Consider the following 20,283-nt stretch of genomic DNA (forward strand, 5'->3'; position numbering starts at 1 on the left):
CTCCAGGGCTACACCTACGAAGCCGCCGACGCCTCCTTCGAACTCCTCCTGCGCGACGAAGTCGAAGGCGGCCCCCGCAACTACTTCCGCATCGAGTCGTACCGGGCGATCATCGAGACCCTCAAGGACGGCACCCACGCCAACGGCGCCACCGTGAAGTTCTGGGTCGGCGACGAGCGGATCATCGTCACCGCCGAGGGCAACGGCCCCGTCAACGCGATGGACTCCGCGCTGCTCCAGGGACTGGAGCGGTTCTATCCGCAGGTCGCCAAGTTCGAGCTGGTCGACTACAAGGTGCGCACCCTGGAAGGCAAGCACGGCACCGCCTCCACCACCCGCGTCCTGATCACCACCACGGACGGCACGGGCGAGTGGACCACCGTCGGCGCGGGCCCCAACGTCATCGCCGCGTCCTGGGAAGCCCTCCAGGACGCGTACACCTACGGTCTGCTGCGCGCCGGAGCCCAGCCGCTCCGGTAGCCCGGCCGGTGCCGGCGGATCCATCCAGGATGGAGCGGGGCGCGCCGCTCCTGCTCCATCCTGTATGTCCGTTTCCCGGCGGCCTCAGGTAGCGTCGGGCCCATGAGGCTCAGGGTTTTCTCCGCACTCTCCGCCGTCGCGCTCGCCGCGCTGGCCACGGCGGCCCCCGCGATGGCCGCCACCGGCGTGTCCGACGTGGCCGACCAGCTCAAGAAGAGCCCCGTCTACGTGGACCCCGGGGCCGCGAACCAGCTCAGTCCGGCCCAGGCCGACGCGCTCGCGAAGAAGATCAAGGACGCGGACAAACCGCTCTTCGTGGCCGTGCTCCCCAACAGCGCCGCGTTCCCCAAGGACTCCATCCTCCCGAACCTCCGCACCGACACCGGCGTCACCGGCCTGTACGCGATCCGCCTCGGCGACGCGTTCACCTCCGGCGCCGACGGCAAGGTCATGTCGAAGCGCGCCGTCCAGAACCTGAACAGCGCCGTCCGCGCGCCGGGCACCAACACCGACGCCGCGACCCAGCTCAACACCTTCGTCGACAAGGCGCTCCCGCAGATGAAGGGCCACGCCCCCGCCTCCTGGAGCGGTGGCTCGGGCTCAGGCTCCGGCGGCGGGGTCAGCACCGGCGCGCTCGTCGGCGTGGGCGCGGTGGTCGTGGCGGGCGGCGCGGGCGGGTACGCCCTGGTGCGGCGCAGCCGCCGGAAGAAGGCCGAGGAGGAGCGGGCCGCGCTGCAGCGCCTCCAGGTCGTCGTGGACGAGGACATCACGGCGTTCGGCGAGGAGCTCGACCGGCTCGACTTCCACCCGGCCGAGTCCGGCGCGGACGACGCGATGCGCGCCGACTACGAGCGTGCCCTCGACTCGTACGAGACGGCGAAGTCCCTGATGGCGAAGGCCGAGCGGCCCGCCGACGTGACGGGTGTGACGCAGGCCCTGGAGGACGGCCGGTTCTCGCTCGCCACCCTCGCGGCCCGCCGCGAGCACAAGCCGCTGCCCGAGCGGCGCGCCCCCTGTTTCTTCGACCCGCGGCACGGCCCCTCCGTCGAGGACGCCACCTGGACCCCGGCCGGCGGCGCCCCGCGCCAGGTACCGGTCTGCCAGGCGGACGCGACCCGGCTGCGCGACGGCCAGGACCCGATGGTCCGCGAGGTCGACACCGACCAGGGCCGCCGCCCCTACTACGACGCGGGCCCGGCGTACGGTCCCTGGGCGGGCGGCTACTTCGGCGGCGGCATGCTGCCCGGCCTGCTGATGGGCACGATGCTCGGCTCGATGCTGTCGAGCCCGGCGTACGCGGCCGACTACGGCGCCGGAGCCTACGACGCGGGCTCCGGCTTCGACGGCGGCGACGTGTCGGGCGCCGACTTCAACTCCTCCGACTTCGGCGGCGGTTGGGGCGACGGCGGGGGCGGCGGCGACGGAGGCGGCTTCGGCGGCGGCGACTGGTGACCCCGCCCGGCCCGCCGGCCCGCTGTTGACCCGCCGCGTTCCAGCGGGTGATAGTTGCGAGCCGGACATCCAGGGTTGGGGATACATGCACGCCGGGCACGACGACGTCATAACGGCCTGCGCCGACGCGGAGGCGCTGCTGCGGGCGGGCCGCAACAGCGCGGCCCGCAAGGCCGCGCGGGCCGCGCTGTACACGGAAGGCCCCGACCCCCGGCTCTACGCCGTGCTCGGCCGCGCACACGCCGCCGAGGCCGACGAGCAGCACGCCGACCGGGCCCGCGCCGTCCTCCGCGAAGGCCTGGCCGCCTTCCCCGATGACCCCGTCCTGCTCGCCGCGTACACGGATCTGCGCGTGGCGGGAGAGCGGGCGGACGACCCCGAAATCGCCGCCCGGTCAAGGGAGTTGGACGCCGAAGCGCGTCGAGCTGCGGCCGCTGGTCGGGCGGCGGCGGTCACGGGAGCGGATGCGCCCTCGCCGGGACCGGCCGACGCCGATCAGGCGGCCGTCGTCCCCGTCCCCGCCGCCGGCCGGGGCGGACCGGACCCCAGGGCCACGTCGGCCGGCCGTCGGCAGCGGCACGACGCACGCCTCGTGCTCGCCGTCATCGGCCATCCGGCGGGCGCCGCCCAGCAGGCATGGGGCCAGGCGCAGGCGCGGCCCGCCGACGACCGGATCGCCGTCCTCGCCGAAACCCTCACCGCGCTCGCCCGCCCCGGCCGGGCACCGCTGCGGCTCCTCGTGCGGGCCCCGCTGACCGGCGGGATCGGGTGCTGGGCCTGGTGCGCGGGCTGGCTGTTCGCGGTGGCCGCCCTGCACCTCCCGGTGTGGGCGGGCCTTGCCGCGCTGCTCGGCCCGGCGCTCTTCCCGCTGCTCCACGGGGTGCTGCGGGCGGCCCGCCACCGGGCCCGCGGCCGCGTACCGGCCGCCCCCGCCGGGCCGTCCTCGCACAGCGCGTTCCCCGCGCTGCCGCCGGTGCCGCCGTACACGCCCCGCGAGAAGGCGGCCGCCGCACTGGTCCTCGTCATGCTCGCCGCCGCCCTGGCGGCCTTCGCGCTGACGTCATCGCGCAGCTGAAGCGCTGCGTATCGCTGTTACGCCGCCTTGATGGCGGAGACGTCGAGGGTCAGCTTCACCTTGTCGCTGACCATGACGCCGCCGGTCTCCAGGGCCGCGTTCCAGGTCAGGCCCCAGTCCGAGCGCCGGATCTCGGTGCCGCCCTCGAATCCGATGCGCTGGTTGCCGTAGGGGTCGGTGGCCGTGCCGTTGAACTCCACGTCGATGGCGAGCGGCCTGGTCACGTCCTTGATCGTCAGGTCTCCGGTGAGCTGGTACTTGTCGCCGCCGAGTGCCTTCGCCCCGGTCGAGCGGAAGCTCATCACCGGGAACTGCTCGGCGTCGAAGAAGTCGGCGCCGCGCAGGTGGGCGTCGCGGTCGGCGATGCCGGTGTCGATGCTGGCGATCTTGAGGTCGATGGAGGCGGTGGAGTTCGCCGGGTTCGCGCCGTCCAGGGTGAGGGTCCCCTCGGACTCGCTGAAGGAGCCGCGGACGTTGGTGACCATGGCGTGCCGCACCACGAAGCCGATCCTGGTGTGCGCCGGGTCGATCGTGTACGTACCGCTCAGCGCGGCCAGCGCCGGGTCGGCCTCGGCAAGGGCGGCGGGGGCGGCGGAAGTAGGGGTGCTGCTGTTCTTGCGGCCGAAGAGACCCATGACTGCTCCTTGGGGACGCGCTGCGGCCTTGCGCCGGAGCGGTTTAAGTTTCAACGAGATTCAGGTTAGGTCCATTCCGTTCAAGTTTCAATAACTCTCTTCCGGTGGTGTGGCGGGCGGCCGTTCCGGTGGGGTGTGAGGGGTGCGACGACGCTCTAGACGCGGGGCGTCATGGGGGCGGGGCCCAGGGTCGTCGTGCCCGGGGCGGCGCGGTGGCCGAGGCCGGTGCGGTAGGCGTCCAGGGCCGCTTCGATGCGGCCGGTGCGGCGCAGCAGATCGCCGAGCAGCCGGCACAAGTCGGCCACGTCACCGCTCGCCCCGCTCCGTTCGAGCAGCCCCAGCGCGGTGACATAGTGCTCCTCCGCCGACTCCGGCTCGCCCCGCTCCTCGCAGATCAGCCCGAGCAGCCGGTGCGCCCCGCCCGCGTGCACCGCGCCGTGCCGATCGCCGAGCTCGGTGAGCGGGGTGAGCAGCGCCATCGCCTCCGTGTGCCGCCCCCGGCGGCGCAGCACGTCCGCCAGCTCCACCTCGACCTGCGCGGTGAACAGCGCGGCCCGCTTGGCGGCGAGCATGTCCCGCGCCGTACTCAACTCCCGCTCGGCCGCGTCGAGTTCGCCCTCCTGGGCGTACACGTAGCCGCGCATCCAGTGGCAGTGCGCGAGGTCGGTGCGCAGTCGCAGCTGGCGGTAGATCGACTGGGCCTTGGCGAGCGAGGCGTCCGCGTCGGCCGTCCGCCCCTCCGCGAGGAAGGTCCGCGCCACCTGCCGGTGCATTCCGGCCACCAGTGCCGGGTCCGAGACCTGCGGGGCCAGCGCGAGCGCCAGCTCGGCGGCGCGCGCGGCGCGGGCCTGGGCGCCCATGTCCAGATAGGGGCCGATGACCGCGGCGTAGAGCAGGACGAGCGCCTCCGGGTCGGCGAGCCCGCTGATGCCGAGCGCGTCGATGGTCGACTCCAGGAGGTAGCAGGCGTAGCGCAGCTCGCCCGCGAGGGTGTGCGCGACCGCCCGGCCCCGGATCGCGCGCGCCCGGCGGGGCAGCGGCTCGGCCGCCAGGATCTGCTCGCAGGCCTCGAAGTGCCGTATCGCGTCGGCGAGTTCACCGGTTTCGAGCGCGCAGTCGCCGAGCCCTAGCAGGGCTTCGGCCCGCTCCTCGTCCAGGCCGTGCAGCTCGGCCTCGGTGAGCAGCTGCCGGTAGCGGACGGCGGCCTCGTCGGCCTCGCCGGTCGCCAGGGCCCGCTGGGCGTCGGTCAGGCCGAGCCGGAGTTCGGTGGCGAGGTGGGCCGGGCGCCCGGTGGCCAGCTCCTCGTACGTCGTGCCGAGCCGCCCGGCGAGATGGCGCAGGGCGGCCTCGGAGGGGCGGACCTTGCCGGACTCCAGGGTCGAGACATAGGCGGGCGTATAGGCGGGCTCGGCCAACTGGCGCTGAGTCAGGCCCAGTTGGGCGCGCAGTTGCTGAACTCGGCGGCCGATCACGGCAGGTTCGTCCATGGCATCCCCTCGGCCCCGGCCATTGCGCACGCCCCGTGCGCCCCCTAATTTAAGCAGGCCGTTCAACGCATTTACCCGACTGCTTAACTTCCGTTACAGGAGGAGGACTTCGTGCGTCCACCCATGCGCAGAGGCATCCTGGCGGCGGCGCTCGCCACCACCGCCGTCATGGCCGCGCTCGCCGCCGGACCCGGCACCGCGGCCGCGGCCGATCCGGGGCCGCCGCAGCCGCACCGGCAGGTGCAGGTCGAGATACCCGGCCCGGAGTCCGGCACCGGGGAGACCCTCGCCGGCTCCGGCCACGCGCTCGTACCCCCGAACGGACAGGGCAGACCCGCGCCGCACCTCTCGGCGCCCGCGGCCGTCGCGGCCGACGGCCAGGTCACCAAGATGATCGACAACGGCTCGACCGCCGACCGCCTGGACGTCGTCATCGTCGGCGACGGCTACACGGCCGATCAGCTGGCGCAGTTCCACGCCGACGCCAAGGAGAAGTGGGGCGAGGTCACCGGCGTCGAGCCGTACACCACGTACCAGAACCTCTTCAACGTCTGGACGGTGGACGCGGTCTCCGCCCAGTCCGGCGTCTCCGGCGACCCGGCCCAGGGCGACGTGAAGAACACCGCGCTCGGCGCGTACTTCTGGTGCGACGGCGTCGAGCGGCTGCTCTGCGTCGACCAGGGCAAGGTCGACTCGTACGTCGCGAAGGTGCCCCAGGCCGATCTGGTGATCGTCCTCGCCAACAGCGCCAAGTACGGCGGCGCGGGCTACAACGAGCCGTCCAAGACGCTCGGTTACGAGGGCATATCCACCGCCTCGGCGGGCAACGCCAAGTCCGGCCAGGTCGCCATCCACGAGACGGGCCACTCGCTGGGCAAGCTGGCCGACGAGTACTTCTACCCGGGCACCCCCGGCTACGAGCACTACTCGGGTCCCGAGGCGGCGCAGTCCAACATCTCGATCCTGCCCGCCGACCGGATGGCCGCGCAGCGCACCAAGTGGTACCGCTGGCTCGGCGCGACCTCGCCGGACGGGGGGACGGTCGGCGCCTACGAAGGCGGCGGCTACTACGTCACCGGCCTGTACCGGCCCACCGACGGCTCGATCATGCGGGTCCTGGGCAAGCCGTTCAACCTCCCCGGGGTGGAGGCCATGATCGCGGGCTTCTACCGCCATGCCTCGATCGCCACGGCCGGGACGCCGACCGCTCGTACGCTGCGGTCGTACGACACCGCCAAGGTGACGGTGCCGCGGCTTGCCGGTGCCCGGCAGCTGGGGATCCGCTGGTACCTGGACGGCAAGGAGCTGAAGCGGTTCGCGGGCCGTACGGCCGTGCCGGTATGGGGGTTGGGCCTGGGCCGCGGCGACCACCGCCTGACGGCGCGGGTGACGGACGGCACGCCGTCGGTCCGCGACCCCGCGATCGCGGCGGGGCTGCGGGGGGTCGTGGAGTGGGGGGTGCGACGCTGACCCGGAGCGGTCCCGGTCGGCGCTCGGTCTGCGCGGGGTCAGGCGCTTGAGGCGCGTACCTTCAGCTCCGGCAGGATCGCCAGGCGGTGCCGGGGCCGGGCGGGATCGGTGATGCGGGAGGCGAGCAGATCCACCGCCGCCACCCCCACCGCCCGCTTCGGCGGCGCCACCGCCGTGAGCGGAATGTCGGCCAGCGCCGCGACCTCGTCGTCGTACGCCACGATCGCGAGGTCGCCCGGCACCCGGAGCCCGTGCGCCCGCAGCCGCGGGAGCAGCACGATCGCGTCGTGGTCGTTGTGGACCAGAACCGCGTCGAGCAGCCCCGCGGCCACCGCCCGGGTGAACTCGTCCAGTTGGGCGTCCCGCCGGACCGGATCGGTCTCGGGGGCCGTGATCGTGAAGCGGAGTTCCCCGGGCGCCGGGAGCGCGAGGGAGGCGAGCCCGCCGAGGTAGCCCTCCAGGACCGGCGCGCTGTGCGGGCTGTCCGCGCGCAGCAGGAGCCCGATCCGCTCGCGGCCCGCCCGCGCGAGGTGGCGTACCGCGAGGCGGGCGCCGTACACGTGGTCGGTGACCACTCCCTCGGCACCCGGGACGTCGTCCCCGGAACGCCGCTCCACCAGGGCGAACGGCACCCCCAGCGCCGCCAGCCAGTCCTGGTCGCCGGCCGGGCCGCACGGCGCGATGAGCAGCCCGTCGATCCCGTGGGCGAGCAACTGGCGCACCTGCGCCTGCTCCTCGTCGGGGCGGTACTGCGAGATGCCGAGGACGAGCCGGATGCCGCGGGCCGCGGCGGCCTCCCCGGCCCCCTTGATGACCTCGGGGTAGTAGTAGTCGGCCGCGGGCACGACGAGTCCGAAGACCGGCCCCGGGCCCGGCCCGCCGGGAGACCGGAACGCGGGAGCGGCCGTAGCCGAAGCCGACGCGGCCTCCGGCAGCAGCGCGCCGCCGTGCACCCGCGCCACCAGACCGCGCTCGGCGAGCGCCTCCACGTCCCGGCGCACGGTCACCGCGGACACCTTCAACTCCTCGGCGAAGTCGGTCACTCGCAGCGAGCCGCGCTCCCGCAGCCGCCGCAGTATCGCCTGGTGCCTGTCCTCGGCGTGCACGTGATTCCGCCCCTCCGGCCGACCGTCGTCAATCGCTGACCAGGAGCGTAACCCTCGGCGGATCGTTCGTGCGCGATTCTGTGCGAACGATCAATTTCCCTGATGAATGTGCGAAGTCTTGCGCGTTATTTCGAAGTTGTGAGAGAAACCGCTCAATCGCGCCTCGCGTACGCCGTGTTCAGCACGTCCCCCCGTGCTCTCCCGGCCCCCCGTGCTCCTCCCCGCCTCGCATTCGCTCCGGAGGTTCCGCCCATGCCATCCGCCCAGGGCCGTTCACGCCGCACCTTCCTCGCCGCGTCCGGAACCGGCGCCGCCGCCGTCGCGCTCGGACTGACCCTGCCCGCCGCACCCGGCGCGGCGGTCCAACCGGCCGTCGCCGGCGACGAGTTCGACACCCTGCGTCGGAGATGGCGCGACCTCACGCTCGGCACCGGCTTCGACGCCACCGCCGAGCCGTACGCCACCAAGCTGGCTGCCCTCGGCACCGCCGCCCGTACCGCACTGGCCACCATGCGGCCCGCGACCGGCTCGCTCTGGCCCGACCAGCCGCTGACCGTCCCCGCGACCGGCTCCGCCAACATGAGCGGCAGCTACGGCCGGCTCAGCACCATGGCGCAGGCCTGGGCGCAGCCCGCCACCGGCTCCACCGGCGACCCCGCCCTGATCGCCGCCGTCGGCCGGGGCCTCGACCACCTCCACACCCAGATCTACAACGAGAACACCAAGACCTTCGGCAACTGGTGGGACTGGCAGATCGGCAGTCCCCGGCTGCTCCTCGACACCGCCGTCATCGTGTACGACACCCTCACCGCCGAGCAGATCGCCCACTACACCGCCGCGATCGACCACTTCGTACCGGACAGCGCGGTCGCCCGTTACACCGGCACCTCCACCGGAGCCAACCGCACCGACCTGTGCCGGGTGCTCGCCACCCGGGGCGTGCTCGGCAGGCACGCCGCGAAGATCGCGCTGGCCCGGGACGCCCTGTCGCCCGTCTTCCCGTACGTCACCTCGGGCGACGGGCTGTACGCCGACGGCTCCTTCATCCAGCACACCTGGATCGCCTACACCGGCTCGTACGGCGAGGTCCAGATCGACGGCCTTTCCCGGCTCTTCGCCCTGCTCGCCGGCTCCACCTGGGCGGTCACCGACCCGAACCGGCAGATCGTCCTCGACTCGGTCGAGCGCAGCTACGCACCCCTCATCCACGACGGCCTGATGATGGACTGCGTCAACGGCCGCGCGATCTCCCGCCAGGCCACCGACGACCAGCTCATGGGCCGCACCGTCATGGCGCACGTCGCCATGCTGGCCCTCGGTGCCTCGCCCGCCGAGCGCGACCGCTGGCGTGCGCTGATCAAGGGCTGGGTCGACCGGGCCCAGACCGCGCCCGTCCTCACCGACCAGCGCCTTTCCGTCGCCAACCTCGCCCTGCTGCGGGCGGCCGTGGACGCCGCGCCCGCCGCGGCGCCCGCCCCCACGGGCCACCGGCTGTTCCCCGCCATGGACCGTGCCGTGCACCGGGGCACCCGCTTCGCGGCCTCGCTGAGCATGGCCTCGGAGCGGATCGCCTACTACGAGAACGGCAACGGCGAGAACCTGCGCGGCTGGCACACCGGCTCCGGCATGCTCGCCTGGTGGGGCGACGGATTCGCCGGGGACCAGTACAGCGACGGCTTCTGGCCCACCGCCGACCCGTACCGCATGCCCGGCACCACCGTCTCGCGCAAGCCGCTCGCGGACGGCGAGGGCGGCGCGTGGGGCGCGGCCAGGCCCGCCGTGAAGTGGGTCGGCGGCGCCACCGACGGCACGTACGCGGCCGTCGGCCAGCACCTGAAGGGGCTCTCCTCCACCCTCACCGCCCGCAAGTCGTGGTTCTTCGCGGGCGACGAGATCGTGTGCCTCGGCGCCGGGATCACCGCCACCGACGGCGAACCCGTCGAGTCGGTCGTGGACCACCGCAACCTCGGCGCCACCGGCACCGCCGCCCTCACCGTCGACGGCCGCCGCCTGCCCGCCACGCCCGGCCGCCACGACACCTTCGAGCGGGCCCGCTGGGCGCACCTCGCGGGCCACGGCGGCTATGTCTTCCCGGGCGGCGCCGCCGTGCAGGCGCTGCGCGAGGAGCGCACCGGCACCTGGAAGGCCATCAACACCGGCGGGACCGGCGACCCGGTCACCCGTCGCTACCTCACCCTCTGGACCGACCACGGCACCGACCCGGTCGACGCCTCGTACGCGTACGTCGTGCTGCCCGGCGCCCGGCAGCCGGAGACCGCGGCGCGCGCCGCCGACCGCGACCGCGTGCGCATCCTCGCCAACTCGGCCTCCGCGCAAGCCATTTCGGCCCACCGGCTCGGCCTGCTGGCCGCGAACTTCTGGACGGCGGGCACGGCGGGCGGCCTGACGGCGGACGGCCCCGCGAGCGTCCTGGTCCGCACCGCGCCCCGCACGGCCACCCTGTACGTCGCCGCGCCCGAGCGCACCGGGACTCCCGTCGAGCTCACCTTGGACCGGCCGGTACGCTCGGTGGCCTCCCGGGACCCGAGGATCGAGGTGCTCGCCACCGGCCGCTCACTGCGGCTGCGCATCACCCCGGACACCTTCTGCGGCACGGTGCGCACGGAGGTCGTGCTCGGCTGACGCGGAAACCGCGCCCGGGGCCGTTGTCGGGACCCAACAGATCTAGGCCCCCTCACACTGTCGAGTCGGCTGCTTGGTGCAGGTCTACTGTCATCCCTCACTAGGAAAGCGGTCCGGAGACTGTTCGGAGTCGACGGAGGAAATCCTTGGTCGCTTTCGTAGGGTCGGTACATGACCGTTGTGGACGAAACCCCGGGCGAGCCGAGCGACACGCGTGGACGCGTGGCCGAGCTGCTGGCCCTGCGCGAGGAGGCCCGGCGCGGGCCGAGTGACCGTGCGACCGAGGCGCAGCATGCGAAGGGCAAGCTGACGGCGCGTGAGCGTATCGGGTTGTTGCTTGATCCGGAGTCGTTCCGTGAGGTGGAGCAGCTGCGTCGGCACCGGGCGTCGGGTTTTGGCCTGGAGGCGAAGAAGCCGTACACCGACGGTGTGATCACCGGGTGGGGGACGGTGGAGGGCCGGACGGTCTTCGTGTACGCGCATGACTTCCGCATCTTCGGCGGTGCGCTGGGCGAGGCACATGCCACGAAGATCCACAAGATCATGGACATGGCGATCGCGGCCGGTGCGCCGCTGGTCTCCCTGAACGACGGCGCGGGCGCCCGCATCCAGGAGGGCGTCTCGGCGCTCGCCGGGTATGGCGGCATCTTCCAGCGCAATACGCGTGCGTCGGGTGTGATCCCGCAGATCAGTGTGATGCTGGGCCCGTGCGCGGGTGGCGCCGCGTACTCTCCCGCTCTGACGGACTTCGTGTTCATGGTGCGGGAGACCTCGCAGATGTTCATCACGGGGCCGGACGTGGTGCGTGCGGTGACGGGTGAGGAGATCTCGCAGAACGGGCTGGGCGGCGCGGACGTGCACGCCGAGACGTCGGGTGTGGCGCATTTCGCGTACGACGACGAGGAGACCTGCCTGGCGGAGGTCCGGTATCTGATCTCGATGCTGCCGTCGAACAACCGGGAGAACCCGCCGGTCCACCCCAGCAGTGACGCGGCCGACCGCCGTTCCGAGGTGCTGCTTGACCTGGTGCCGGCCGACGGCAACCGCCCCTACGACATGCACAAGGTGATCGAGGAGCTCGTCGACGACGGCGATTTCCTGGAGGTCCACGAGCGGTGGGCCCGCAACATCATCTGCGCGCTGGCCCGCCTGGACGGCCAGGTCGTGGGGATAGTGGCGAACCAGCCGCAGTCCCTGGCCGGGGTCCTGGACATCCAGGCCTCCGAGAAGGCCGCCCGCTTCGTGCAGATGTGCGACGCGTTCAACATTCCGATCATCACTCTCCTGGACGTACCCGGCTTCCTGCCGGGCGTCGACCAGGAGCACGGCGGCATCATCCGCCACGGCGCGAAGCTCCTGTACGCGTACTGCAACGCCACCGTGCCGCGGATCTCGCTGATCCTGCGCAAGGCCTACGGCGGCGCGTACATCGTCATGGACTCCCAGTCCATCGGCGCCGACCTCACCTATGCCTGGCCGACCAACGAGATCGCGGTGATGGGCGCGGAAGGCGCGGCGAACGTCATCTTCCGCCGCCAGATCGCGGACGCCGAGGACCCCGAGGCGATGCGGGCCCGCATGGTCAAGGAGTACAAGGCCGAGCTGATGCACCCCTACTACGCGGCCGAACGCGGACTGGTCGACGACGTCATCGACCCCGCCGAGACCCGCCAGGTCCTCATCGACTCCCTCGCGATGCTCCGCACGAAGCACGCCGACCTGCCGTCCCGCAAGCACGGCAACCCCCCTCAGTAAGAGGAGACCGACCTTGAACACCCCGACGCCTTCCCAGTCCGTACTCCGCGTGGAGAAGGGCGACGCCGCCCCCGAGGAACTCGCCGCGATCACCGCGGTGCTCCTTGCCCGCGCCGCCGCCCAGTCCGAGGCCCCCGCACCCAAGCGCCGCCGCAACACCGCCGGCTGGCGCCGCCTGGAACGCACCCCCGGCTTCCGCGCCGCCCACTCCTGGCAGGGATGACCCCTTCCGGAGCCACTGCGTGAAAGGCCCCCGCCGAGACATCGGCGGGGGCTTTTCGCTGTCCGGAGGCCTGCGGCCTATGTATATTAGGGCCCAACCTAGAGGTCCTAGGTTTCTGGTTTCGGGGGGTGCGGGATGGTGCGAGCGGGGCTGAGCGCCGAGCGGCTCACCGTGGCGGCGGCCGAGCTGGCCGACGAGGTCGGGTTCGAGAACATCACCGTGTCCGCGCTCGCACGGCGCTTCGGCGTCAAGGACGCGAGCCTGTACTCGCACGTCAAGAACCTCCGCGAGCTGCGCCAGCGGGTCGCGCTGCACACGGCGGGCGAATTCGTCGACGCCATCGCGACGGCCGTCGCGGGCCGGGCCGGCAAGGACGCTCTCGTCGCCTTCGCCGACACCTACCGCGCCTACGCGCTGGCCCATCCCGGGCGGTACGCCGCGACCCAGCTCCGGGTCGACCCGGAGCTCCTCGCGGGCTCGACCGTCCTGGCGCGCACCGTGGACACCACCTACGGGATGCTCCGCGCCTACGGCCTGGCCGAGCCCGACCTCACCGACGCCGTACGCCTGCTGCGCAGCACCTTCCACGGCTACATCAGCCTCGAAGCGGCGGGCGGATTCGGCCACCCCCGCGAGGTGCAGAAGTCGTGGGAGCGCGGGGTCGAGGCGCTGCACATCCTCCTGGAGCACTGGCCCACGAACGGGGAGAACGATGGCTGAAGCGACAACCGGCACCCTGAAGGTGCCCGGCGCGACCCTGCGCTACGAGGTGCGCGGCACCGGACCCGTACTGCTGCTCATCGCGGGCGGCGGCGGGGACGCCGGGATCTTCGAGCCGGTGGCCGATGCGCTCGCCGACCGGTTCACGGTGGTGACCTACGATCCGCGCGGCCATTCACGCAGCCCGCTCGACGGCCCGGACGTCGACCAGCGCGTGGACGTACAGGCCGACGACGCCTACCGGCTGCTCACCCGGGTGTCGCCGGGCGGGGCGCCCGCGTACGTCTTCGGCAGCAGCTCGGGCGCGATCGTCGCGGTGGAACTGCTGATCAGGCACCCCGAACGGCTGGCCCGGGTGGTCGCGCACGAGCCGGTGCTCGTGGGACTGCTGCCCGACGCGGCCGAGCAGCACGCGTTCTTCGACTCCGTCGTCGCGGCCTTCCACCGCGAGGGCGTCGGCGCGGCCATGGCGGAGCTGGGCGCGGGATGCGGTGAGGAGCGCGGGGAGAAGCCGGACCTCAGCGCGCTGCCGCCGTCCATGACCGAGACGTTCCAGCGGGTGCACGGCAATTCGGCGTTCTTCCTGGCCCGGATCCTCGGCCAGTTCAGCGGGCACGTGCCGGATCTGGCCCAACTCGACGCGCACGCGGGGAAGTTGGTCCCGGCCGCGGGATGGGCCTCCTACGGGCTGCGGCTCCACCGGCCCGCCGCCCACCTCGCCGGCCGGTACGGCACCGAGCTCGCGGAGTTCCCCGGCGGCCACGTCGGCGTCGTCACCCACCCCGCCGAATTCGCCCGGAAACTGGCCGAGTTGATGCGGTAGCCGCATGACGAAGGCCCCGTGCTCCGGTGACGGAGTGCGGGGCCTTTCCCGTACGTACGGCGACTACCGCAGGCGGGCCATCAGGGCGTGCTCGACCAGCGTGATGAGCGCGCTCTTGGCGTCCGCGCGGTGCCGGGCGTCCGTCGTGATGATCGGGGTGTCGGGGCCGATCTGGAGTGCTTCGCGGACTTCGTCGGGGGTGTAGGGCTGGTGGCCGTCGAAGCCGTTGAGTGCGATGACGAAGGGGAGGCCGCTGTTCTCGAAGTAGTCGACGGCGGGGAAGCAGTCGGCGAGGCGGCGGGTGTCGACCAGGACGACGGCGCCGATGGCGCCGCGGACGAGGTCGTCCCACATGAACCAGAAGCGGTCCTGGCCGGGGGTGCCGAACAGGTACAGGATCAGGTCCTGGTCGAGGGTGATGCGGCCGAAGTCCATCGCGACCGTGGTGGTCGTCTTGTCGCCCGTGTGCGTGAGGTCGTCGATGCCCGCGCTCGCGGACGTCATGACGGCCTCGGTACGCAGGGGATTGATCTCCGAGACCGCGCCGACGAACGTGGTCTTGCCCACGCCGAAACCGCCCGCCACCACGATCTTCGCGGAAGTAGTGGAGCGGGCAGCACCGCCGCTAGAGCTTGCGAAGTCCACTGAGCACCCTTTCGAGCAGTGTCACGTCTGGCTGTCCGCCGGCGGACTCGTCGCCGCCGGGCTGGTGGATGGCGACAAGTCCGGCCTCGGCCAGGTCGGCTACGAGGATCCGGGCAACGCCGAGGGGAATGGTGAGCAGTGCCGAGATCTCGGCGACCGACTTGATCTCGCGGCACAGGTGGCAGATCCGCTGGTGCTCGGGCAACTGCCCTTGCAGCCTGGCCGGTTCCGCCGTGGTGTGCACCAGCGCCTCGATGGCGAGCTGGTAGCGCGGCCGGGTGCGGCCGCCGGTCATGGCGTACGGACGCACAAGGGGGTTGTGCGTGCCGCCCGCCGGTGAGGGCTGAGGGGTCTGCCTCGGCTGCACCGGTTCGATCCGGGGCTGCGGCGGCTGATCGTACGGGCTCGGCTGACGGTTCGGCTGCTGGTACGGCTGCTGCTGGTACTGACCCTGGCGCTGATCGTGTCTGCTGGGCGCGGAGGGGAAGTTGAAGCGGTTCTGGCCGTGCTCACCCGGAGACTGCTGTCCACCGCTGTACGGGTGCCCGCCTGGGGGTGTTGTCACGTTTCCTCCTCCGACTACCGGCGCCCGTCCCGTGGGGGCCGCGCCACCGCACCTTATGGCGCGGTGGCGAGAAACGCACTGCCTGTCTGCTGATTGAGAACTGATCGGTAACTATTGACTAGTTGAGCAGGCTTCCCTGGAGTTCCGCGCGCAGATCGGGAGTCAGTACGCTCCCGGCGCGGTCCACGAGGAGGGCCATCTCGTAACCCACCAGGCCGATATCGGCCTCCGGGTGGGCGAGAACGGCGAGGGAGGAGCCGTCGGAGACCGACATGATGAAGAGGAAGCCGCGCTCCATCTCCACCACCGTCTGGTTGACGGCACCGCCCTCGAAGATCCGGGAGGCACCCGCGGTGAGGGACGTCAGACCGGAGGCCACGGCCGCCAGCTGATCGGCCCGGTCCCGGGGGAAGCCTTCGGACATCGCCAGCAGGAGTCCGTCGGCGGAGACCACCACCGTGTGGGACACCCCGGGGGTGTTGTCCACGAAGTTGGTGATCAACCAGTTCAGATTCTGCGCCGCCTGGCTCATCGGGCTCACACTAACGCTCCTGGTTGTAGGTGTTACTTGTTTCCGACCCCGCGTTACGGCCCTGCTGGACACCGCGGCGCAGGTTGCTCAACCTGCCGCGGACGTCCTCCGGAGCGCGGGAGACCTGAGGGCCGCCCTGCGGGGTCTGCTCGGCCGCGCCCTCGACCAGATTGGCCTTGGGCACCCGCCGGGGGAGACCGGAGGGAGTGACCCCGCCGGCCTTCGGCTCACGGAGCTTCTCGGCCCGCGTCCAGCGCTCGTCGTTGGTCGAGCGCCAGTCGCCCGCCGGTCCGTCCGACTTCTCGGCCTGCTTCTGCTCCTGCTCGGGCTCGGCCGGCCAGCTCTGCTGGCCGCCGCGCCGGGGCAGACCGGCGTCGGTCAGCTCGTGGGCGGTGGTCGGGCCGGGGCCCGGACGGTCGAAGCCTACGCGCTCCGCGGCCGCCTCGGGAACGCCCCGGGTGTCCGCCGCGGGTTCCGCTTCCGGCTGGAAGGGAGCCGCGTACGGCTCCTGGTAGCCGCTCTCCGGCTGCCAGTCGCCTTGCGGCGCCCGGGTGGCGTACGGAGCCTCGTAGGGGCCCTGGTCGGCCGTGGGCTCCTGGTAGGAGCCTTCCGGATAGGTCGACTCCCGGTAGTCGCCCTGGGGTGCGTAGGAGTCCTGCGCGTAGCCACCGGTGTGCTCGGGGGCGTACTGCTGGTTCTGGTACGAGCCGTCGTAGCCGTTCTGCTGCTGGGGCTCGTACGCGGTGCCGTAGGACTGTTCCTGGGCGTACTGCTGCTGGTTGTCGTACGAGCCGTCGTACGGCCCGGCCTGCTGGGGCTCGACCTCGTCGCGGAACAGCGGGCGTTCGCCGCCCTGCGCCTGGGCCTCCAGGGCCGCGCGGCGCTCCTCGCGCATCAGCGAGCGGTTGACCGGGTCGAGTTCACGCGGGTCGAGCTGCTGATCGCCGCTCTCGTACCGGGAGTCGTCGAAGCCGAGCTCCGCCGCCGTGCGGATCGGGGTGGGGGCGGACTCGTACGACTGCTGCTGACGCTGCTCGGGGATGATCGAGGAGACCGTGAAGTCGTCGCCCAGCGGGGCGCTCTCGCCGCCGCCACCGTGGGTGATGGCGTCCGGGAGCATGACCAGCGAGGTGGTGCCGGCCTGCTCGCCCGAGGGGCGCAGCTGCACGCGGATGCCGTGCCGGTCGGAGAGCCGGCCGACCACGAACAGGCCCATGCGCTGCGAGACGGCGGCGTCCACGGTGGGCGGGTTGGCCAGCCGGTGGTTGATGTCCGCGAAGTCCTCGGCGGTCAGGCCGATGCCCTTGTCGTGGATCTCGACCATCACGCGGCCGTCGGGGAGCCGGGTCGCGGTGACGCGGACCTTGGTCTGCGGCGAGGAGAACGTGGTGGCGTTCTCCAGGAGCTCGGCCAGCAGGTGCACGAGGTCGGTGACGGCCCGGCCGTGGATCTCGGCCTCCGGAACACCGGACAGCTCGATGCGCTCGTACGACTCCACCTCGGAGGAGGCCGCGCGCAGCACGTCGACCAGCGGGACCGGCTGGTCCCAGCGGCGGCCCGGCTCCTCGCCGGCGAGGACCAGGAGGTTCTCGCCGTTGCGGCGCATACGGGTCGCCAGGTGGTCGAGCCGGAACAGGCTCTCCAGCTGGTCCGGGTCGGCCTCGTTGTTCTCCAGGTCGGTGATGAGGGTCAGCTGGCCCTCGATCAGCGACTGGTTGCGGCGCGACAGGTTGGTGAAGATCGCGTTGACGTTCCCTCGCAGGAGCGCCTGCTCGGCGGCGAGCCGGACGGCCTCGCGGTGCACCTGGTCGAAGGCGCGGGCCACCTCGCCGATCTCGTCCGTGGAGTCGATCGGGATCGGCACGACCCGGGTGTCGACCCGGCCCGGCTCGGTGCGCGAGAGCTGGTCGACGAGCATCGGCAGGCGCTGCTCGGCCACGTCGAAGGCGGCGTTGCGCAGCCGGCGCATCGAGCGGCTCATCTGGCGGGCCACCATGCCGGCCAGGATGAAGGCGGCGAGCAGCGAGACCACGACGATCGCGCCGTTGACGTAGGCGGTGGTCTTGGCGTCGTCCGCGATCTGGCCGGCCTCGGTCACGGCCCGGCTGACCAGGTCGTTCTCGACCTGGCTGTAGCCGTCGAACTTGGAGGTGGAGGCGGCCGTCCAGGACTCGGGGGTGATGCCCTCGGCCTTGAGCTGCTTGACGCTCTGGCCCTGGCCGATCGCGGCGGCCATCCCGTTGTAGATCGAGCCGTCGGCCGCCGGGGCGGCACCGATGTGCGGGCCGTTGTCGGCCTGCTGCTTCGCCCCGGGGAAGTCCTGGGCGACCTTGGAGTCCTGGGTGGACATGACCTCCTTGAGGTGCTGGCTGTCGGCGTCCGTACCACCCGCGTCGAACTCGCCGAGAGCGATGAACTCCAGGTAGTTGTACGAGTTGAACGCCTTGACCTGCATCTGGAAGGTCTTGGGGTCGTCGCTCGGCCGGAGCAGGAGGTGCAGGCCGATGGAACGCTGCAGCGACCCCGCGGACTTGGCGAGGTCGACCGCGTACACCATGCGGCCGTAGCTGGTGATGTTGCCGGTGCCCAGGCCGAGCTCGTTGGAGAACGTGCTCAGGTAGTGCGGGATCGCGGTGTAGCCCTCTTCGGTCAGCACCGGGTTCTTGGCTTCGAGGCCCTTGGCATAGGCGGTCTTGCGCAGGTCGTCGAGGGTCTTCTCGGCGTCGCGGACCTTGGCCAGGCGGCGCTTGAGGCTCGGCGTGTCCGGCATGCCCTGGACGGCGTCGTTGAACTTGGCGCGGGCCGCGTCCGAGGTGGCGTACGCCTTGCTGACGACGTCGCTGTCGCGCTTGTTCTGCAGCAGGGGCTCGGCGGTGAGGTCACGCTCGTTGAGCAGGGCCTGACCGTAGTCGGAGGCGGCGCGCACGATGGTCGCGACCTTCTCGGCGTTCCGGGCGTCGCGCCAGGTGGCTATGGACCCCTTCACCTCGAAGCCGCCCATGACGAGGCCGACGAGGACGGGGATGAGGAGGATCGCGTTCAGCCTGGTGGCCACCCGCCAGTTGCGCGGCGAGAAGCGGCTGCTGCTGCCCGGGGCGTCCTTGCCGGGATCCGGGGCAGAGGTCTGGGGCGCGGGCGCCACCGCCGTGCGCTCGGGCGGGGTGAAGTTGCCCCGCGCCTGCTGCGTCGCGGAGCTCGTCTTGCTTCGCTTCACTCGACCAACAACCTCTCGGAGCCGGCACCTCGATGGTGTGTGCCGCTTTGTGTTTCAGAGCCGTACTACTCGGGAGTTCGCCGAATTCCAGCACGCGAGACGTCTGCCATCCAAACGTATGGAATCTCAGGTTCCGAGTGGCCAAGACCTCAGATAAAACGGGCATAAAGAGCGAGCCCCGCCAAATGGCGGGGCCGTTGTGCGCGCAGCGACACCGGATGAACGCGGCGGGTTGCGGTGACACGGGAATTCTCTGTCGAAACGTTATGAACACAGGGGCGGATCGTGTCAAAGGACACAGTCCGCCCCCAATTCCTCTACAACAACTGCCGTAGGGAACTGCCTACTTGAGGCGGGCCATCAGGGCGTGCTCGACCAGCGTGATGAGCGCGCTCTTGGCGTCCGCCCGGTGCCGGGCGTCGGTGACGATGATCGGAGCGTCCGGACCGATCTGGAGTGCTTCGCGGACTTCGTCGGGGGTGTAGGGCTGGTGGCCGTCGAAGCCGTTGAGTGCGATGACGAAGGGGAGGCCGCTGTTCTCGAAGTAGTCGACGGCGGGGAAGCAGTCGGCGAGGCGGCGGGTGTCGACCAGGACGACGGCGCCGATGGCGCCGCGGACGAGGTCGTCCCACATGAACCAGAAGCGGTCCTGGCCGGGGGTGCCGAACAGGTACAGGATCAGGTCCTGGTCCAGCGTGATGCGGCCGAAGTCCATGGCCACGGTCGTGGTGGTCTTGTCCCCGGTGTGGGTGAGGTCGTCGATCCCCGCCGAGGCGGAGGTCATGACGGCCTCGGTACGCAGCGGGTTGATCTCCGAGACCGCGCCGACGAACGTGGTCTTGCCCACGCCGAAACCGCCCGCCACCACGATCTTCGCGGAAGTGGTGGAGCGGGCAGCACCGCCGCTAGAGCTTGCGAAGTCCACTGAGCACCCTTTCGAGCAGTGTCACGTCCGGCGTGCCGCCGGCCTCTCCGTTGCCCGGCTGGTGGATCGCCACCATGCCGGCCTCCGCCAGGTCGGCGACGAGAATCCGGGCGACACCGAGCGGCATCTGGAGCAGCGCGGACACCTCGGCCACCGACTTGACCTCACGGCACAGGTGGCAGATCCGCTGGTGCTCGGGCAGCAGGGTGGCAAGGTGCGCCGGGTCGGCTGTGGTGCTGACCAGCGCCTCGATGGCGAGCTGGTAGCGCGGCCTGGTCCGGCCGCCGGTCATGGCGTACGGACGGACCAGCGGCTGGTCGCCCTCACTGTCGTACGCCGCGTCGTGCAGTGCGCCGTACGAATCGTGTGAGGCGGGTGGCGGGGTCATTGGTTCCTCCGGGCGGCGACAGCAAGGCATCTGCGAGCCGTCTGACAGGGCCGGTGGGGGGCAGTGGTGCGGCCGGGACGGGTATCTGCGTCGTGCGGGGCCGGTCCGCGCCGGAGGGGGCGGCGCTTCGGGCTCCCGACCCCGG

The 20,283-nt window shown here is 71.8% G+C and carries 18 protein-coding genes; 9 read left to right on the forward strand and 9 right to left on the reverse strand.

Annotated elements, in window-relative coordinates; all coding sequences use genetic code 11:
- The 3 genes from ACIQ8J_RS33590 to ACIQ8J_RS33600 form a co-directional block, all read left to right on the forward strand.
- Window positions 1-480, forward strand: a 480-nt coding sequence (locus ACIQ8J_RS33590) for an alpha-isopropylmalate synthase regulatory domain-containing protein (RefSeq protein ID WP_403277635.1), incomplete at its 5' end; no start/stop codon positions are given.
- 102 nt (window positions 481-582) lie between these two features.
- A complete protein-coding gene (locus ACIQ8J_RS33595; protein ID WP_403277636.1) occupies window positions 583-1,932 on the forward strand; it encodes a hypothetical protein in 1,350 nt (449 codons plus the stop codon).
- Between the two features lie 85 nt (window positions 1,933-2,017).
- Window positions 2,018-3,007 carry a hypothetical protein gene (locus ACIQ8J_RS33600; protein WP_403277637.1) on the forward strand — a complete coding sequence of 330 codons (990 nt, stop codon included), beginning with the start codon at window positions 2,018-2,020 and terminating at the stop codon, window positions 3,005-3,007.
- Between the two features lie 17 nt (window positions 3,008-3,024).
- Here the strand turns inward: ACIQ8J_RS33600 and ACIQ8J_RS33605 are convergent, their stop codons facing one another.
- Window positions 3,025-3,642 (reverse strand): YceI family protein, encoded by a 618-nt coding sequence (locus ACIQ8J_RS33605; RefSeq protein WP_403277638.1) that lies wholly within the window; start codon window positions 3,640-3,642, stop codon window positions 3,025-3,027.
- 155 nt (window positions 3,643-3,797) lie between these two features.
- Window positions 3,798-5,129 carry a tetratricopeptide repeat protein gene (locus tag ACIQ8J_RS33610; protein ID WP_403277639.1) on the reverse strand — a complete coding sequence of 444 codons (1,332 nt, stop codon included), beginning with the start codon at window positions 5,127-5,129 and terminating at the stop codon, window positions 3,798-3,800.
- A gap of 123 nt (window positions 5,130-5,252) precedes the next feature.
- Between ACIQ8J_RS33610 and ACIQ8J_RS33615 the strand changes: the two genes are divergently transcribed.
- On the forward strand, window positions 5,253-6,599 hold the full coding sequence (locus ACIQ8J_RS33615) for a M64 family metallopeptidase (protein WP_403277654.1): 1,347 nt from the start codon (window positions 5,253-5,255) through the stop codon (window positions 6,597-6,599).
- Window positions 6,600-6,637: 38 nt separating this feature from the next.
- On the opposite strand, the gene ACIQ8J_RS33620 is transcribed toward ACIQ8J_RS33615, so the two are convergent.
- Window positions 6,638-7,705, reverse strand: coding sequence for a substrate-binding domain-containing protein (locus ACIQ8J_RS33620; RefSeq protein ID WP_403277640.1), 1,068 nt, complete (start codon window positions 7,703-7,705; stop codon window positions 6,638-6,640).
- Between the two features lie 252 nt (window positions 7,706-7,957).
- Between ACIQ8J_RS33620 and ACIQ8J_RS33625 the strand changes: the two genes are divergently transcribed.
- The 5 genes from ACIQ8J_RS33625 to ACIQ8J_RS33645 all read left to right on the forward strand — a co-directional run bounded on the left by ACIQ8J_RS33625 (window position 7,958) and on the right by ACIQ8J_RS33645 (window position 13,869).
- Window positions 7,958-10,348 carry a polysaccharide lyase family 8 super-sandwich domain-containing protein gene (locus ACIQ8J_RS33625; RefSeq protein ID WP_403277641.1) on the forward strand — a complete coding sequence of 797 codons (2,391 nt, stop codon included), beginning with the start codon at window positions 7,958-7,960 and terminating at the stop codon, window positions 10,346-10,348.
- A gap of 171 nt (window positions 10,349-10,519) precedes the next feature.
- Entirely contained in the window at window positions 10,520-12,103 is a 1,584-nt protein-coding gene (locus ACIQ8J_RS33630) for an acyl-CoA carboxylase subunit beta (protein ID WP_403277642.1), read from the forward strand.
- A gap of 13 nt (window positions 12,104-12,116) precedes the next feature.
- The gene (locus tag ACIQ8J_RS33635) at window positions 12,117-12,326 is read left to right on the forward strand and encodes an acyl-CoA carboxylase subunit epsilon (protein ID WP_403277643.1); all 210 of its coding nucleotides are present in this window, start codon (window positions 12,117-12,119) and stop codon (window positions 12,324-12,326) included.
- Between the two features lie 135 nt (window positions 12,327-12,461).
- Window positions 12,462-13,046 (forward strand): TetR/AcrR family transcriptional regulator, encoded by a 585-nt coding sequence (locus ACIQ8J_RS33640; protein ID WP_403277644.1) that lies wholly within the window; start codon window positions 12,462-12,464, stop codon window positions 13,044-13,046.
- Window positions 13,039-13,869, forward strand: a complete 831-nt coding sequence (locus ACIQ8J_RS33645) for an alpha/beta fold hydrolase (RefSeq protein WP_403277645.1) — start codon at window positions 13,039-13,041, stop codon at window positions 13,867-13,869. The genes ACIQ8J_RS33640 and ACIQ8J_RS33645 overlap by 8 nt, the downstream gene beginning before the upstream one ends.
- A 63-nt stretch (window positions 13,870-13,932) precedes the next feature.
- Here ACIQ8J_RS33645 and ACIQ8J_RS33650 read toward each other — a convergent pair whose 3' ends face one another.
- From ACIQ8J_RS33650 to ACIQ8J_RS33675, 6 genes are all read right to left on the reverse strand, one after another.
- Entirely contained in the window at window positions 13,933-14,514 is a 582-nt protein-coding gene (locus tag ACIQ8J_RS33650) for an ATP/GTP-binding protein (RefSeq protein ID WP_069978110.1), read from the reverse strand.
- Window positions 14,495-15,079 carry a DUF742 domain-containing protein gene (locus ACIQ8J_RS33655; RefSeq protein ID WP_403277646.1) on the reverse strand — a complete coding sequence of 195 codons (585 nt, stop codon included), beginning with the start codon at window positions 15,077-15,079 and terminating at the stop codon, window positions 14,495-14,497. The genes ACIQ8J_RS33650 and ACIQ8J_RS33655 overlap by 20 nt, the downstream gene beginning before the upstream one ends.
- 118 nt (window positions 15,080-15,197) lie before the next feature.
- Entirely contained in the window at window positions 15,198-15,611 is a 414-nt protein-coding gene (locus ACIQ8J_RS33660; protein WP_053725133.1) for a roadblock/LC7 domain-containing protein, read from the reverse strand.
- A gap of 10 nt (window positions 15,612-15,621) precedes the next feature.
- Window positions 15,622-18,825 (reverse strand): nitrate- and nitrite sensing domain-containing protein, encoded by a 3,204-nt coding sequence (locus tag ACIQ8J_RS33665; protein WP_403277647.1) that lies wholly within the window; start codon window positions 18,823-18,825, stop codon window positions 15,622-15,624.
- A 343-nt stretch (window positions 18,826-19,168) separates the two neighbouring features.
- Window positions 19,169-19,750 (reverse strand): ATP/GTP-binding protein, encoded by a 582-nt coding sequence (locus tag ACIQ8J_RS33670; RefSeq protein ID WP_329462830.1) that lies wholly within the window; start codon window positions 19,748-19,750, stop codon window positions 19,169-19,171.
- Entirely contained in the window at window positions 19,731-20,138 is a 408-nt protein-coding gene (locus ACIQ8J_RS33675; protein ID WP_329462829.1) for a DUF742 domain-containing protein, read from the reverse strand. The genes ACIQ8J_RS33670 and ACIQ8J_RS33675 overlap by 20 nt, the downstream gene beginning before the upstream one ends.
- Window positions 20,139-20,283: the final 145 nt, after the last annotated feature.

The sequence above is a fragment of the Streptomyces sp. NPDC094147 genome (genome assembly GCF_044764265.1).
Classification (GTDB): Bacteria; Actinomycetota; Actinomycetes; order Streptomycetales; family Streptomycetaceae; genus Streptomyces.

Coding starts and splice junctions, on each gene's coding strand:
- ACIQ8J_RS33600 (WP_403277637.1), top strand. CDS start 2,018: ATGCACGCCGGGCACGACGACGTCATAACGGCCTGCGCCGACGCGGAG.
- ACIQ8J_RS33660 (WP_053725133.1), bottom strand. CDS start 15,611: ATGAGCCAGGCGGCGCAGAATCTGAACTGGTTGATCACCAACTTCGTG.
- ACIQ8J_RS33595 (WP_403277636.1), top strand. CDS start 583: ATGAGGCTCAGGGTTTTCTCCGCACTCTCCGCCGTCGCGCTCGCCGCG.
- ACIQ8J_RS33640 (WP_403277644.1), top strand. CDS start 12,462: ATGGTGCGAGCGGGGCTGAGCGCCGAGCGGCTCACCGTGGCGGCGGCC.
- ACIQ8J_RS33675 (WP_329462829.1), bottom strand. CDS start 20,138: ATGACCCCGCCACCCGCCTCACACGATTCGTACGGCGCACTGCACGAC.
- ACIQ8J_RS33630 (WP_403277642.1), top strand. CDS start 10,520: ATGACCGTTGTGGACGAAACCCCGGGCGAGCCGAGCGACACGCGTGGA.
- ACIQ8J_RS33610 (WP_403277639.1), bottom strand. CDS start 5,129: ATGGACGAACCTGCCGTGATCGGCCGCCGAGTTCAGCAACTGCGCGCC.
- ACIQ8J_RS33615 (WP_403277654.1), top strand. CDS start 5,253: ATGCGCAGAGGCATCCTGGCGGCGGCGCTCGCCACCACCGCCGTCATG.
- ACIQ8J_RS33605 (WP_403277638.1), bottom strand. CDS start 3,642: ATGGGTCTCTTCGGCCGCAAGAACAGCAGCACCCCTACTTCCGCCGCC.
- ACIQ8J_RS33625 (WP_403277641.1), top strand. CDS start 7,958: ATGCCATCCGCCCAGGGCCGTTCACGCCGCACCTTCCTCGCCGCGTCC.
- ACIQ8J_RS33645 (WP_403277645.1), top strand. CDS start 13,039: ATGGCTGAAGCGACAACCGGCACCCTGAAGGTGCCCGGCGCGACCCTG.